This is a genomic window from Micromonospora reichwaldensis, assembly GCF_031845925.1.
Classification (GTDB): domain Bacteria; phylum Actinomycetota; class Actinomycetes; order Mycobacteriales; family Micromonosporaceae; genus Micromonospora; species Micromonospora reichwaldensis.
Window position 1 is genome coordinate 1 of the sequence record NZ_JAVRFL010000016.1, and the last position, 14,801, is coordinate 14,801.

The window sequence follows — 14,801 nt, forward strand, 5'->3', positions numbered from 1 at the left end:
CCTCAGCCCGAACGAGTACGAGACCGCCTGGCACAGCCGCCAGACGCAACCAGCCGAACCAACTATCGTCACCCCTGCGCCAGCCGGCAGCAGGTAACCACCGCTCCATCAAAGCGGGGGGAACTCACCGGCGTGGCGGGCCAACCTGTGTGGCCGGCGTGGCGGGCTCACCTGCGGGTGGCCGGCGACGGCGAGAGTTCCCCTCCGGCCGCCGCTCCTGGTCCTGTCGACGGGGCAGCTCGACAGCGTCCGACCAACCCTTCGGCCTCCGGCGTCCCGGCACGCGTTTCCGCCGGTCCCTTCCGGGTGAACCGTTCGCGGGAACTCCGGGCCGGACAGCGTGGGCCGGGATTGACTGGGGACATGGACAGCGGGGCGTTGCGGGGGGCGTACGCGGAGGTGCTCGCCGAGGTCGAGGCGGGCGGGTTCGCGGCGCCGCCGGCCGGGCAGTTGAGCGCCGAGCAGATCGTCGCGCACCTCGCCGCCAACGACGAGCTGATGACCGAGGCGACCGAGGCGGTCCTCGCCGGCTCGCCGTTCGCCTACTACGACCTGGAGACCATCCACCGTCCGCAGGTGGACGCGCTCGTCGTCGAGTGCGGCGGGTTGGCCGGGCTGGCCACCCTGCTGCGGGCCACCAGCGAGAGGCTCTGCGCGCTGACCGAGCGGCTCGGCGCGGCGGCGCAGACCCCGGTCGAGACCCATCTGCGGGAGGGCTTCGACCTGGTCGTGGACGAGCCGCTGCCCTGGGGCCGCACCCTCGACCTGCACGCCCGCGTCCACCTGCCGAAGCACCTGGCCCAACTGCGCATGCTCCGCGCCGGCTGAGCCGCCGCTGGAAACAGGTCGGGAACTGCGCCGACCCGGGCGAGCGGAGCGGCCGGCGGTCCCCGTCAGTCGACGACCCGGACGTCCTTCCAGAAGGCGACCCGGTCGCGGACCATCTCCGCCTCCGGCTTCGGCTCGGGGTAGTACCAGACCGCGTCGGCGCTGGTCCGGCCGTCGTGTTCGAGCGTGTAGTAGGACGCGGTGCCCTTCCACGGGCAGACGGTGTGCGTGTCGGACTCGCGGAGCAGGTCGTCGCGCAGGGCGGCGCGCGGGAAGTAATGGTTCCCCTCGACCAGCACGGTGTCGTCGCTCTCGGCCACGACCAGGTCGTTCCAGACGGCTCTCGGCATGGCTCCCACGCTATGTCGCCGACCCGGTGGCGGCCAGTGCTCCGATCACGTCGCGGACGCACCAGTGGACGTCCCCCGTCACGGGTGCCACAGCGCGTACAGTGATCGCATGTGTGCGGTCCGTGTGGATCATCATCCGGTCGACCACGACGGTGCGGTGGCCCAGTTGCGACGGTCCTACGCGGCGGTGCCCGCGGGCGCGCCGGTGCGGCTGGCCAAACGCACCTCCAACCTGTTCCGTCCCCGGTCCGCCCCGCGCGCGCCGGGCCTGGACGTCACCGGGCTCACGGGCGTGCTCGCCGTGGACCCGGTCGCCCGCACGGCCGACGTGCAGGGCATGTGCACCTACGAGGACCTGGTCGACGCGACCCTGCCGCACGGGCTGATGCCGCTGGTCGTGCCGCAGTTGCGCACCATCACCCTCGGCGGGGCGGTGACCGGTCTCGGCATCGAGTCGACCTCGTTCCGCAACGGCCTGCCGCACGAGTCGGTGATCGAGATGGACGTGCTCACCGGGGCCGGCGAGATCGTCACCGCCCGCCCGGAGGGGGAGCACGCCGACCTCTTCGCGGCGTTCCCCAACTCGCTGGGCAGCCTCGGCTACGTCACCCGGCTGCGCATCGAACTCCAGCCGCTACGCCGCTTCGTGGCCCTGCGCAACGTCCGGTTCACCCGGCTGGAGGCGCTCGCCGACGCGATCGCCGAGGTCAGCGCGACCCGGTCCTGGGCGGGGGAGGCGGTGGACGCGATGGACGGGGTGATGTTCAGCCCCGGGGAGGCCTACCTGGTGCTGGGCGCCTTCACCGACGACGCGCTGCCGGCCAGCGACTACACGGGACAGGGCATCTACTACCGCTCGCTGCGCCGGCGCACGCACGACGCACTGACCACGTACGACTATCTGTGGCGCTGGGACACCGACTGGTTCTGGTGTTCGGCGGCGTTCGGGGTGCAGCACCCGGTACTCCGGCGGGTCTGGCCGGCGCGGTGGCGGCGCAGCGACGTCTACCACCGGCTGGTCCGGTGGGAGCACCGGCACGGCGTGGCCGCCCGGATCGACCGCCTGCGGGGCCAGCCGGCGCGCGAGCGGGTGGTGCAGGACGTGGAGATCCCGCTGGAGCGGATGGCCGGGTTCCTGCGCTGGTTCGCCGGCACGGTCGGGATGACCCCGGTCTGGCTGTGCCCGTTGCGGTTGCGCGAGCCGTCCGGTCCCGGATCGGCCCGGGCCTGGCCGCTCTATCCGCTCCGGGCCGGGCAGAACTACGTGAACGTCGGCTTCTGGGGCAGCGTGCCGATCGCGGCCGGGGCCGCCGACGGCGACGTCAACCGGGCGATCGAACGCATGGTGTCGGAGTCGGGCGGCCACAAGTCGCTCTACTCCGACGCGTACTACGACCGGGAATCCTTCGACCGGCTCTACGGCGGCGCGACGTGGCGCGCGGTGAAGGACCGTTACGACCCGGACCACCGGCTCACCGGACTGTACGAGAAGGCGGTAGCGAGAGCATGAGCCTGACCGATCGAGACCAGGGGGCGGCGAGCGCTCCCGCCAGCCCGCCGGCGGGGAGCCGGCGCCCGGGTCCGACCGTGGCGGACGTCGTCCGCGCGTTGACGACCGGTGCCCTGCCGGTGCGGGTCACCGGGTACGACGGCAGCGCGGTCGGCCCGGCCGACGCCGGCATCACCCTGTCGATCCGTTCCGAGCGGGGCCTGACGTACCTGCTCACCGCCCCGGGCGACCTCGGCATGGCCCGGGCGTACGTCGGGGGCGACCTGGCGTTGCAGGGGGTGCACCCGGGCGACCCGTACGAGGCGTTGCGGGTGCTCAAGGACGAGCTGCGGCTGCGTACGCCGTCGCTGGCCGAGGGGCTGGCCCTGGTGCGTGGGCTGGGCTGGGAGCGGTTGATGCCGCCGCCGCCCCCGCCGCAGGAGGCGCTGCCGCGCTGGAAGCGCGTGGTGAACGGGCTGCGGCACTCCCGCACCCGGGACAGCACCGCGATCTCCCACCACTACGACGTCTCGAACGCCTTCTACGAGAAGGTGCTCGGCCCGTCGATGACGTACACCTGCGCGGTCTTCCGCTCGCCCGACGACACGCTGGAGCAGGCGCAGGCGGCCAAGTACGACCTGGTGGCGCAGAAGCTGGCGCTGAAGGCCGGGATGCGGTTGCTCGACGTGGGCTGCGGGTGGGGCGGCATGGTCCGGCACGCGGCCCGCGAGTACGGCGTGAAGGCGCTCGGGGTGACCCTGTCCCGGGCGCAGGCCGAGTGGGCTCGGGCGGCGATCGAGCGGGAGGGGCTGACCGGCCTGGCCGAGGTGCGCCACCTCGACTACCGGGACGCGCCGCGCGAGCAGTTCGACGCGGTCTCCTCGATCGGCCTGACCGAGCACGTCGGGGTGCGTCACTACCCGGCCTACTTCGGGGCCCTGCGGGACCGGCTGCGGCCGGACGGGCGGCTGCTCAACCACTGCATCACGCGGGCCGACAACCGCGCGCCGCACCGGTCGGGCGCGTTCATCGACCGCTACGTCTTTCCCGACGGGGAGCTGGCCGGCCCGGGGCGCCTGGTCAGCGAGATCCACGACGTCGGGCTGGAGGTGCAGCACGAGGAGAACCTGCGGCTGCACTACGCGCTGACGCTGGCCGGCTGGTGCCGCAACCTCGTGGCGCACTGGGACTCCTGCGTCTCAGAGGTGGGGCCGGGCACGGCCCGGGTGTGGGGCCTCTACATGGCCGGGTCCCGGCTGGCGTTCGAGCGCAACGGCATCCAGCTGCACCAGGTGCTGGCCACCCGCCTCGGTCCGGAGGGGGCGAGCGGCTACCCGCTACGCCCCGACTGGCTGCCCTGACCGCGTCCGACAGCCGCGCCGACCGTCGGCGCGGCTGTCGCCGAAGCTATTGACAAACAAATTTTGTACGTACAAACTGATTTTGCCATGAGAGACGTCCTGTACCTGGAACAGATCGAGCAGGCCGAGGTCCTGCTCAAGCCGCACCGCGTCGAGGTGCTGCGACAACTGGCCGAGCCGCGCACCTGCACCGAGGTCGCCAACCGACTGGAGCAGACGCCGCAGCGCGTCTACTACCACGTCAAGCAGCTCGTCGCCGCCGGGCTGGTCGAGCTGGTCAGCGAACGCAAGGTCCGGGGCATCACCGAGGGCATCTACCAGGCCGCCGCCCGGTCCTACTGGCTGTCCCCCCGGCTGGTCGGCCGGATCGGTCTGCGCCGGGCCCGCGACGAGCTGAGCCTCGGCTACCTGCTGGACCTGATGGAGGAGGTCCAGGAGGACATCGCCGGGCTGGACCGCGCCGCCCCCGAGCTCCCCTCGATCGGGGTCGCCGGCGAGATCCGGGTGCCGGCGGAGCTTCGCCAGCAGTTCCTGCACGACCTGCAGAGCACTCTGCAGGACCTGTTCACCCGCTACGGGGGCGCCGAGGGCGACGCCTTCAAGCTCGCCGTGGCCTGCTACCCGAAGGGGAAAGAACGTGACTGAACCGATGAGGCTGCCCGTCCGTCTCGCCGCGCCGGCCGAGGCCGTCCGCCGCGCCCTGACCGACCCGGCCGAACTGCGCGTCTGGTTCGCCGAGCACGCCGAGGTCGAGCTGCCGCACCGGTACGAGTTCTGGGGCCGGCACACCCCCGAGGGCGACGCGCCGCACCAGCGGCTGCTGCACGTCGACGACGACACCCTGCGCTTCGCGTGGTTGCTCGACGGGGTGGAGACCACCACCGAGTTCGCCCTGCGCGCGGAGGGCCCCGAGACCACGGTGCTGACGCTGAGTCAGAGCCACTTCGACTTTGCCGAGACGATGAGCGGCAGCAGCATCCGCGGCGTGCTCCAGACCTTCTGGAGCCTGTCGCTCGCCAACCTGGCCGCCCACCTGGAGGGCGACCCGCTGCTGCCGAAGGTCGACTTCAGCTCCGCCGAGATGCGCGGCGAGCTGCTGATCGACGCGCCGACGGCGAAGGTGTTCGAGTCGCTGACCGACTCCGAGCAGGCCAGCGCCTGGTTCGGCTACCCGATCGGCATCGAGCCCTGGGTCGGCGGCCGCTACGCCATGGGTGGCTTCGAGTCCGGTCACGCCGCCAAGGTCGTCGACCTGGAACCCGGCCGGAAGCTCTCGGTCGACTGGGGCCCGATCGGCGTCAGCACCTGGGAGTTGGCCGAGTCGCAGGGGAAGACCAAGCTGACCTTCGTACAGTCCGGCTTCGACGAGCAGAACCCGCCGTACGCGGGCTGGGCCGGGTCGGTCTCGGGGCTGTTCGAGCTGCGCCGGTTCCACGAGATGAAGGACTGGCAGCCGATCTGGCTCCCCGCGGAGGTGCCGGGCCTGGAACCCGAGCCCGCGAAGGCGACGAGCTGACGTACGCCCCGGGGCGCGCTCCGGCCGGAGCGCGCCCCGGGCAGTCGGAAGTCGCAGGTGATAGTCGGGTCTCTGGTGGGTACTGGGGGGCGATGTTCTTCATCTTCGGACTCCGCACCAAGGTCAGCCAGTCCGGCGTGGTGCAGCAGGTCTGCCGCAACTGCCACAACCAGGCCGCGCAGGTGATCACGCGCCGATCGACGAAGTTCAGCCTGTTCTTCGTGCCGCTCATCCCGATCCGCACCCGCTACGTGCAGCAGTGCACCTTCTGCGGCGTCCAGTACGACATCTCCCGGTCGGAGGCCGAGCGCCTCCCGGTCGGCTGAGCCCACCGATGGCCCGTTTCCTCTGCTGGCTGATCGGCCGGCAGCCCGCCGTGCCCGCGCCCGTGCACACCGTCTCCCGGCCGCCGTGCACCCCCGGCCGCCGCCGTCGTCGCCGCGACCGCCGGCCGCTGGCCGGCACCGCCCTGCCCCGTTCGCCCTGGAACCGCTCCGCCGGGCGCTGACCGATTCGTGATCCGCCGAGGCGTGGCGGACTGGTGGGGCCGTGCCAGGATGTGGCGGTGTCGTACCCCCCTCATGCGTCGTACCCGCACATGCCGGGCCCCGTGACGCCGATGGTGTACCCCCACCCGATCGCGCCCCCGCCCGGCTACGCGGTGCTCGCCGTCACGGTGAACCGTGGCCCGTACATCGTGCCCGCCCCCACCACGAGCAAGTTCAAGGTCAGCGGCCAGACGGTGCCGATCCCCGGCGAGGGCACCTGGTACGTGGTGATTCCTCCCGGGTCACTCGACGTGCGGTACACCGACTTCATGGGCCTGCCGCTGATCACCACCACGCTGGTCGCCCATCCCGGCGCGGCCTACCACCTGTCGTTCCGCTTCGGCGGCTGGCGCAACCGCGCCTACGACGGGTACGGCACCGACGTGACGAAGTTCGGGCTCTGGTCGAACTACAGCATCGCGCTGGTCACGTTGGGAGCCTTCGGGCTGATCTGCTGCGGTTTCCTGGGGCCGTTCACCACCCTGCTCTGAACCGGTTCCGCACGGCCCGGCCCCGGGCTGACGGCTGCGGCGGGTGCCACCGGCCGGGGCGGCGCCGGGCGCGGGCGGCGGCGACCGCCTATCGTGGCGGATCGTGACGAGCACCGAGGAACGACTGGCCGCGATCCGCGGCGGCGTGCCACCGAGGCGGCACAACGCGCGCACCATCGCCGCACTGACCGGCAACCCGGGCTGCACCCGGCGGGCCGTGCTGGACGGCGCGGGGGTGGACAAGCCGAAGCTGGCCGAGCGGATCGGCTTTCCCGCCCGGTTCGGGCAGTCCCGGTTCGCCATCACCCGGGGCAAGGCGTTCGAGGCGCAGGTCAAGGCCGACGGCGGCGCCGAACTGCTGCGGCTGGTCGCCGAGCGGCTGGGCGTACCGGTGCCGGCGGCGGCGAGCTGGACGGACCTCGGCGACGGCGTCGAGGACGACACGGCCGCCCGGCACCGCCGCTCCGCCGCGCTGCTGACCGGCGCCACCCCCGGCGGGACGGATGACACCGCCGCACTGTTCGACCACCCGCTGCTCGGGCTGGAGGTCGCCGGCCGCCGGGTGCACCTGGAGCCGGATCTGGTCGCCGCCCGGCTCGCCGGCCGGTTCCACGTCGTCGAGATCAAGTCCTTCCCGGTGGTCGACGGCCAGGCAGACCCGGCCAAGGTGTCCGGCGCCGCGATCCAGGCCGCCGTCTACGTGCTGGCCCTGCGCGAGCTGCTCGCCGCCGCCGGCCACGACCCGGAACTGGTGTCGCACGACGCGGTGCTGGTCTGCCCGCGCGACTTCGCCCTCCAGCCGGTGGCCAGCCTGGTCGACGTGCGCAAGCAGCTGCTGGTGCTGCGCCGCCAGCTCGACCGGATGGCCCGGGTCGACGCGCTGCTGGCCGCCGTGCCCGGGGACTTCACCGCCGACCTGACGGTCGAGCCCGCGGCCCTGCTCGCCGCGCTGTCGCAGGTGCAGGCCCGCTACGCGCCCGACTGCCTGGCGGCCTGCGAGCTGGCGTACTTCTGCCGGCACGAGGCGCGCGGGCACACCGGGGCGCTGGGCCGGCCGGTCCGGGAGGCGCTCGGCGGGGTCGCGGAGGTCGACGACGTGCTGGCGCTGGCCGCCGGCGAGCGCGCCCCGGAGCCCGGGCAGGAGGAGGCCGCCGCGCTGCTGCGCGCCGCCGCCCGGCTGCGCGCCGACGCCCTCACCGGGAACCCCGCATGAGTACGCCCCGCGCCTCCCACCCGGCCGCCCCGAGCACCGGGCGGGGTGGGCCCGCGTGAGTACGCTCCGCGCGTTCGCCCGGGCCCAGGCGCTCGCCGCCGGGGTGGCCCAGCCGGTGGCCACCGTCCGGCACCTGCACCTGTCCGCGCGGCCGCTGGTGCTGGTGCCGCTGGCGATGGCCGGCGAGGCCAACGCGCCGCTGGCGGCGCTGGTCGGCGACGCCCCGGACGCGGCGCGGCTGCTGATCGTGCCGCAGCCCCGCAACCGTGACCAGCGGTTCGCGTTCGCCGCCGAGCTGGCCGGGATCGTGCTGCCCTACCTGGACGGGTTCCGGGGCGTCTCCGAGGCGGTGCCGGTCGACCGGGGCAGGGACGTGCGGTACCGCCACGTCGACGCCCCGCAGCTGCTGGTGCCGAACCCCGCCGGGATCACCTTCCTGCGGCTGTTCGGCCGCTCCACCCGCTTCCGCCGGCCCGACGGGGACTATCCGGTGCACCCGTCGGTGCCGGTGCTCGGGCGCTGGCTGACCTTCTTCGCCGAGCGGGCCGAGCACCCCGGCTCGTCGGCGCTGCTGGCGATGACCGACGCGCTGGCCCTGCACTGGGCCACCGGGCAGAGCGTGGTGGAGGACCTGCACCTGCCGGCGCTGCTCGGCTGGATCGACCCGCCCGCCGGGCTCACCGGCGCCGAGGCGGCGGCCCGGGCCGAGGACCCGGCGACCTGCCCGCCCGCCGGCCCGGCCACCGACCCGGACTTCGACAACCGGTCGCTCGCCCCGGCCATCGCCGCGTACGCCGCCGCCGGGGACGACCCGGTCGCGCGCGCCGGGGCGTACGCGGAGCTGGAACGGCTGCTGCGCGATCAGCTCGCGCCCACCTGGGAGCTGATGTGGCGCGGCGTGGGGCTGCTGCGCGGCCTGCCTCCGGGCGCCCGGGTGGCCGGCCGGTGGGACGGCGACAAGGACGCCTTCACCGGCTACGCCGAGCACGTCGACGCGGGCGGCGCGCCGCAGCCCCGCCGGGACGGGGCGGTCGCCGCCGCCCAGCGGCTGCACCGGCTGGAACGGGCCCTGACCTCCTACGCGGTGCAGCGCGCCTACGACGACCCGCTGGTGATGGCGGAGCACCGGCTGACCGGGGAGGCGTTCGTCGGCGAGGTGACCCTGGCGGACCCGAAGCGGGTGGACGACACCGGGAAGCGGCCGGTGCTGCGCCCCCGGATCCAGCTGGTCACCACCGAGCCGGTGTCGGTGTCGACCGGCGCGACGCTGTACTCGCCGGCCCGGCCGGCGCAGAAGGCCCGGGTGGTCTTCGTGACCCCGGCGGCGGACGGCAAGACCGAGGTGGTGCTGGAGCTCTCCGGCGGGATGGGCCGGGGGCTGACCGCCCCGCCGGGCAGCGTGCCCGAGGTGGGGGAGCGGCTCTGCTACACCACCCTGTCGGACGCGTTCATGCCGGCGGGGGCGTTCCCGGCGGTCGAGGAGACACCGTGGACGCACGGTGGACCGCCGGATCTGGCTTGACCCTCACGTAACGGCAGGCGGGAGCCTCGGTGGCGGAAGGGAGGGAACCATGGCCTACACGGTGGGACAGGTCGCGAAGGCGGCCGGCGTGACCGTGCGGACGCTGCACCACTACGACGGGATCGGACTGCTCTCGCCCAGTGGCCGCAGCAGCACCGGCTACCGGCGCTACGACGACGCCGACCTGGACCGGTTGCAGCACATCCGCTACTACCGGGAGCTGGGGTTCCCGCTGGAGGAGATCGCCGCGATCCTCGACGACCCGGCGAGTGACCGCGCGGCGCACCTGCGTCGCCAGCACGAGCTGCTGTCCGTACGGATCAGGAAGCTCCAGGAGATGGTCGCGGCGATCGAGTTCGCGATGGAGGCGAGCAAGTTGAACATTCCACTCACCCCGCAGGAGCGGTTCGAGGTCTTCGGCGACTTCGACCCGGACGCGCACACCGAGGAGGTCGAGCAGCGCTGGGGCGACACCGACGCGTACCGCCAGTCGAACGAGCGGGTCGCCCGCTACACCAAGGACGACTGGCTGCGGAACAAGGCCGAGAACGAGGACTGGGCGCGGCGGTTCGTCGAGGTGATGGCATCCGGGGCGCCCGCGGACGGGCCGGCGGCCATGGACCTGGCCGAGGAGCACCGGCAGCTCATCAGCCGCTGGTTCTACGACTGCCCGTTCGAGCTGCACGCCTGTCTGGCCGACATGTACGTGTCGGACGAGCGGTTCACCGCGTACTTCGAGACGATCAGGCCGGGGATGGCCGCGTACCTGGGCGAGGCCATCCACGCCAACGCCATCACCCGCGCCTGACGCGCGGCCGTACCCGGAGGTCAGCAGTGTTCATCGTCGCCGGCAGTCTCTACGTCGACCCGGACCAGCGGGACGCCTACCTGGCCGACTGCGTGGAGGTCGTCCGGCAGGCGCGGTCCGCGCCGGGCTGCGTGGACTTCGCGATCGGCGCGGACCTGGTCGAGCCGGGGCGGATCAACGTCTACGAGCGCTGGGAGTCCGAGGAGCAACTGCTCGACTTCCGGGGCTCCGGACCCTCGACGGAGCAGGCGGTGGCGATCCGCGGCGCGGAGGTGCACCGCTACCTGATCTCCGGGGTCGAGGCTCCCTGACGGGGCCGGCCGGTCGTCACGGCGTCCGGCCGGCCCCGGCGGGTCAGGCCCCGGGGTGAGGCGGCGCCCTACCGCTTCGGTGGGGCCGGCGCCGGTGCCGGGGTCAGGCCCGGGGCGAGGCGGCGCAGCGAGGTGAACGTGGGGACCAGCGCGTCGTAGAGCCCGGCGAAGAGCGGCAGCAGGGCGGCGTAGGTGGCGGCGGCGGCCGGATCCGGGCGTGCCGTCTCCTCGATATGCACCAGCTGGGCGGCGACCTCGATGGAGGGGATCAGCCCCAGCGCCTCCATGCCGAGCATCGCCGCGCCGAAGCCGGAGCCCTCCCGCGTGGCGGGGAAGTGCACCGGCACGCCGAGCACATCGGCCAGCATCTGCCGCCACAGCGGGCTGCGCGCGAAGCCGCCGCTGGCCCGGATCTCCCGGACCTCGTTGCCGGCGGCCCGCACCGAGGCCAGCACCAGCGCCAACTGCTGGCAGACGCCCTCCAGCGCGGCCCGCACCAGGTGCGCCCGGCGGTGCCCGTGGGTCAGCCCCACGTACGCGCCGCGCGGCAGCGCACTCCAGTGCGGGGCGCGCTCGCTGAGCAGGTACGGCAGCATGATCAGCCCACCGGAGCCGACCGGCGCCAGCGCGGCCTGCGCCAGCAGCTCCTCCTCGGCGTCCTCGCCCAGCTCGGGGGCGAGCGCGTCGCCGGTCCACTCCAGCACCACGCCGCCGTTGTTGATCGCCCCGCCGACCACCCAGCGTTGCTCGGTCAGCGCGTAGCAGAACACCCCGCCGAGCGGGTCGACGCCGGGGCGCTCCACCATCACCCGCATCGCGCCGCTGGTGCCGATCGTGCAGGCCATCACGCCCGGGGCGACCGCGCCGAGCCCGAGGTTGGCCAGCGGGCCGTCCCCGGCGCCGACGACCACCTTCGTGTCCCGGGGCAGCCCGGTCGCCGCAGCGGCCTCGGCGGTGAGGCCGGGCAGCACGGTGGTGGTGGGGACCAGCTCCGGCAACTGCTCCGCGGTGATCCCGGCGACACCGAGCGCCTCCTCGTCCCAGGAGAGCTGGTGCATGTCCATCAGCCCGGTGGCGGAGGCGACCGAGTGGTCGGTCACCAGCGCGTCGCACAGCCGCAGCAGCACCCAGTCCTTGATGCCCACCCAGTACGCCACCCGCCCGAACAGCACCGGCTCCTGCTCGGCGAACCAGAGCAGCTTGGGCAGCGGCGCCATCGGATGGACCGGGGTGCCGGTGCGGCGGTGCAGCGCCAGCCCGGACGGGACCGCGCGCAGCCGCTCGGCCTGCCGGCTGGCCCGCGAGTCGGCCCAGGTGACCGACGGGGTGAGCGGGCGGCCGTCCGGGTCCAGGCCGATCAGGCTGTGCATCGCCGTGCCGAAGGAGAGCCCGGCGACCGGCCGGTCCAGCTCCGCCACGACCACGCGCACCGACTCCAGCACCGCCGCGTGGATGTGCCGCGCGTCCTGCTCCGCGTAGCCGGGGAAGGGTTCGTCGAGGGGGTAGCCGACCGAGTGGTGGGCGAGCTGGGCACCGTCCAGGTCGTACGCGACCGCCTTGGTGCTGGTGGTGCCGATGTCGACGCCGATCACCACCGGGCGGAGCGGGTCGCCCACCGGTCCCACCCCCTCGTCGGCCCTGGCTGCCGCCGACGTTACCCAGCGTCCGGGGGGTCCGTAGGGGGAACAACCCGGTTTCCCGGTCGGGTCTTCCTCGGCACGCCCGCGCCCGGCGAGAATGCCGGTCGTGTGAACTTCTCACACGTCCACCGGACGGGAGGAAGTCCCGATGAGGCCAAGGCCGCTCTGCGCACTGGTCACCGCCCTCGCCACGGTCGCCACCACAGCGGTCGCCGGCGTCCCGCCGGCCGTCGCGCGGCACCACGACGGCGGCTATTCGGCGGAGATCCGCCGGGCGTCGTACGGCGTCCCGCACATCACCGCCCGCACCTTCGCCAGCCTCGGCTTCGGCGTCGGCCACGTCCAGGCCGAGGACAACATCTGCGTCATCGCGGAGAAGACCGTCACGGTCAACGCCGAGCGGTCCCGCTACTTCGGAGCGACGAGCCCCACGGACGCGAACGTCCGCAGCGATCTCTTCCACCGCAAGGCGATCGACGACCGCACCGCCGAGCGGCTGCTACAGGGGCCCCGCGACGGCGTGCACTCCCCGTCCGACGAGGTCCGTGACCAGATCCGCGGCTTCGTCGCCGGCTACAACAGCTATCTGCGCCGCACCGGCGCGGCGAACCTCACCGACCCGGCCTGCCGGGGCAAGCCGTGGGTGCGTCCGCTGACCGAGCTGGACATGTGGCGCGCGAGCTGGGCCAGCATGGTGCGGGCCGGCTCGCGGGCGGTGCTCGACGGGATCGTCGCCGCCGCCCCGCCCACGGCCACCGGCCCGGCCGCCGCCCTCGACGCGCCGGGCGCCGCGGCGGTCGTCGCCGCCCGTGACGGCGCGCCCGCCGGCGTCGGCAGCAACGCGTACGGGCTGGGCGCGCGGGCCACCACGCACGGCGGCGGGATGGTGCTGGCCAACCCGCACTTCCCGTGGGAGGGCGCGGAACGCTTCTACCGGATGCACCTGAAGGTCCCGGGCCGCTACGACGTGGAGGGCGCGGCGCTCATCGGCGACCCGATCATCGAGATCGGGCACAACCGCACGCTCGCCTGGAGCCACACCGTCTCCACCGCCCGCCGCTTCGTCTGGCACCGGCTCGCGCTGGTCCCCGGCGACCCGACGTCGTACTACGTGGACGGCCGGGCCCGGAAGATGACCACCCGCACGGTCACCGTCCAGGTGCCCGCCCCGGGCGGCGGCACGGTGCCGGTCAGCCGCACCTTCCACGACACCCACTTCGGTCCGGTCGTCGTCGTCCCCGGCACCTTCGACTGGACCACCACTGCCGCGTACGCGATCACCGACGTCAACGCGACAAACAACCGGGCCTTCGACGGCTGGCTCGAGATGGGCCGGGCGAAGACGGTCCGCGAGCTGAAGCAGGTGCTCGACCGGCACCAGTTCCTGCCCTGGGTCAACGTCATCGCCGCAGACGCCCGGGGCGAGGCGCTCTACGCCGACCACTCGGTGGTGCCCCGGGTCACCGACGAGCTGGCCGCCGCCTGCATCCCCGCGCCGTTCCAGCCGCTCTACGCCAGCAGCGGCCAGGCCGTCCTCGACGGCTCCCGGTCGGCCTGCGCGCTGGGCCGCGACCGCGACGCGGCGGTGCCCGGCATCCTCGGCCCGGCCAACCTGCCGATCCGGTTCCGCGCCGACTACGTGACCAACTCCAACGACAGCCACTGGCTGGCCAACCCGGAGGCGCCGCTGGAGGGCTTCCCGCGCATCGTCGGCAACGAGCGCACCGAGCGCAGCCTGCGTACCCGCCTCGGCGTGGAGCAGGTGCGGGAGCGGCTCGCCGGCACCGACGGGCTGCCCGGGCGGGGCTACACCACGTCCCGGCTCTGGCAGACGGTCTTCGGCAACCGCGCGTACGGCGGCGAACTGCTGCGCGACGACCTGGTGGCGTTGTGCGCCGCACAGCCCACCGCGACCGCCTCCGACGGGACCACTGTCGACCTGCGGGAGGCCTGCGCGGCGCTGAAGGGCTGGGACCTGCGCGTCGACCTGGACAGCCGCGGCGCGCACCTGTTCACCGAGTTCGCCCTGTCGGGCGGCATCCGGTTCGCCGACGCGTTCGACGCCGCCGACCCGGTGCGCACCCCGAGCCGGCTCAACACCGCCGACCCGCGCGTGCTCACCGCGCTCGCCGACGCCGTCCGCAAGCTCGCCGGCATCCCGCTCGACGCGCGCCTGGGCGACATCCAGACCGAGCCGCGCGGCGACCGGCGCGTCCCGATCCACGGCGGACGCGCCGAGGCCGGCGTGTTCAACATGATCATCGGTCCGTTGGCGCCCGGCGTCGGCTATCCGAAGGTGGTGCACGGCTCGTCCTTCGTGATGGCCGTCGAGCTGGGCCGCAACGGCCCCTCGGGGCGGCAGATCCTCACCTACTCGCAGTCGAGCAACCCGAACTCGCCCTGGTACGGCGACCAGACCCGGCTCTACTCGGGCAAGGGCTGGGACACGATCAAATACACGGAGGCGCAGATCAAGGCCGACCCGAACCTGCGCACCTACCGGGTGGGGGAGGGCCGCCGCCACTGACCCGCGATCGTTCGCGCCCGTCCGGTCACCGCGACCGGGCGGGCGCGAACGCGTTCACGGCCGGGGCAGCCGGTCCCGGCCGCCGTCGGTCGGCGCCCGACGCGCCGTCGGGCATGCCCCGCGCGCCGTCGACACGCCCGACGACGCGAATCGACTCGACGAAATCCACCTATCGTCCGTTTTCACCCGTCGTTCGG

At 73.7% G+C, this 14,801-nt stretch carries 15 protein-coding genes; 13 read left to right on the plus strand and 2 right to left on the minus strand.

The genetic code is table 11. The features are described 5' to 3' along the window. Positions 1 to 363: 363 nt before the first annotated feature. Complete coding sequence (locus tag RM555_RS15270) at positions 364 to 828, plus strand: hypothetical protein (RefSeq protein ID WP_311412361.1); 465 nt, start codon at positions 364 to 366, stop codon at positions 826 to 828. 65 nt (positions 829 to 893) lie between these two features. On the opposite strand, the gene RM555_RS15275 is transcribed toward RM555_RS15270, so the two are convergent. Beyond that, the gene (locus RM555_RS15275; RefSeq protein ID WP_132233640.1) at positions 894 to 1,178 is read right to left on the minus strand and encodes a DUF427 domain-containing protein; all 285 of its coding nucleotides are present in this window, start codon (positions 1,176 to 1,178) and stop codon (positions 894 to 896) included. 109 nt (positions 1,179 to 1,287) lie between these two features. Here RM555_RS15275 and RM555_RS15280 point away from each other — a divergent pair, with 109 nt between their 5' ends. The 11 genes from RM555_RS15280 (at position 1,288) to RM555_RS15330 (ending at position 10,437) form a co-directional block, all read left to right on the plus strand. Then, positions 1,288 to 2,688: an FAD-binding oxidoreductase gene (locus tag RM555_RS15280; protein ID WP_311412362.1), complete on the plus strand. Its 1,401-nt coding sequence runs from the start codon at positions 1,288 to 1,290 to the stop codon at positions 2,686 to 2,688. Then, entirely contained in the window at positions 2,685 to 4,028 is a 1,344-nt protein-coding gene (locus RM555_RS15285; protein ID WP_311412363.1) for a class I SAM-dependent methyltransferase, read from the plus strand. Before RM555_RS15280 ends, RM555_RS15285 begins: the two co-directional genes overlap by 4 nt. An 87-nt stretch (positions 4,029 to 4,115) precedes the next feature. Continuing rightward, the gene (locus tag RM555_RS15290) at positions 4,116 to 4,673 is read left to right on the plus strand and encodes a helix-turn-helix domain-containing protein (protein WP_311412364.1); all 558 of its coding nucleotides are present in this window, start codon (positions 4,116 to 4,118) and stop codon (positions 4,671 to 4,673) included. Next, the gene (locus RM555_RS15295; protein ID WP_311412365.1) at positions 4,666 to 5,544 is read left to right on the plus strand and encodes an SRPBCC family protein; all 879 of its coding nucleotides are present in this window, start codon (positions 4,666 to 4,668) and stop codon (positions 5,542 to 5,544) included. Before RM555_RS15290 ends, RM555_RS15295 begins: the two co-directional genes overlap by 8 nt. A gap of 92 nt (positions 5,545 to 5,636) precedes the next feature. After that, a complete protein-coding gene (locus tag RM555_RS15300) occupies positions 5,637 to 5,870 on the plus strand; it encodes a zinc-ribbon domain-containing protein (RefSeq protein ID WP_311412366.1) in 234 nt (77 codons plus the stop codon). Between the two features lie 8 nt (positions 5,871 to 5,878). After that, positions 5,879 to 6,052, plus strand: coding sequence for a hypothetical protein (locus RM555_RS15305; RefSeq protein ID WP_192581430.1), 174 nt, complete (start codon positions 5,879 to 5,881; stop codon positions 6,050 to 6,052). A 111-nt stretch (positions 6,053 to 6,163) separates the two neighbouring features. Next, positions 6,164 to 6,583: a hypothetical protein gene (locus RM555_RS15310; RefSeq protein WP_311412367.1), complete on the plus strand. Its 420-nt coding sequence runs from the start codon at positions 6,164 to 6,166 to the stop codon at positions 6,581 to 6,583. 103 nt (positions 6,584 to 6,686) lie between these two features. Beyond that, entirely contained in the window at positions 6,687 to 7,796 is a 1,110-nt protein-coding gene (locus RM555_RS15315) for a hypothetical protein (RefSeq protein ID WP_311412368.1), read from the plus strand. 55 nt (positions 7,797 to 7,851) lie between these two features. Then, on the plus strand, positions 7,852 to 9,318 hold the full coding sequence (locus tag RM555_RS15320; RefSeq protein WP_311412369.1) for a hypothetical protein: 1,467 nt from the start codon (positions 7,852 to 7,854) through the stop codon (positions 9,316 to 9,318). Between the two features lie 49 nt (positions 9,319 to 9,367). Beyond that, positions 9,368 to 10,126: a MerR family transcriptional regulator gene (locus RM555_RS15325; RefSeq protein ID WP_311412370.1), complete on the plus strand. Its 759-nt coding sequence runs from the start codon at positions 9,368 to 9,370 to the stop codon at positions 10,124 to 10,126. Between the two features lie 26 nt (positions 10,127 to 10,152). Beyond that, positions 10,153 to 10,437, plus strand: a complete 285-nt coding sequence (locus tag RM555_RS15330) for a putative quinol monooxygenase (protein WP_132233662.1) — start codon at positions 10,153 to 10,155, stop codon at positions 10,435 to 10,437. 68 nt (positions 10,438 to 10,505) lie between these two features. Here the strand turns inward: RM555_RS15330 and RM555_RS15335 are convergent, their stop codons facing one another. Then, a complete protein-coding gene (locus RM555_RS15335) occupies positions 10,506 to 12,053 on the minus strand; it encodes a gluconokinase (protein ID WP_311412371.1) in 1,548 nt (515 codons plus the stop codon). Positions 12,054 to 12,225: 172 nt separating this feature from the next. Between RM555_RS15335 and RM555_RS15340 the strand changes: the two genes are divergently transcribed. After that, positions 12,226 to 14,604, plus strand: coding sequence for an acylase (locus RM555_RS15340; protein ID WP_311412372.1), 2,379 nt, complete (start codon positions 12,226 to 12,228; stop codon positions 14,602 to 14,604). Positions 14,605 to 14,801 lie beyond the last annotated feature (197 nt).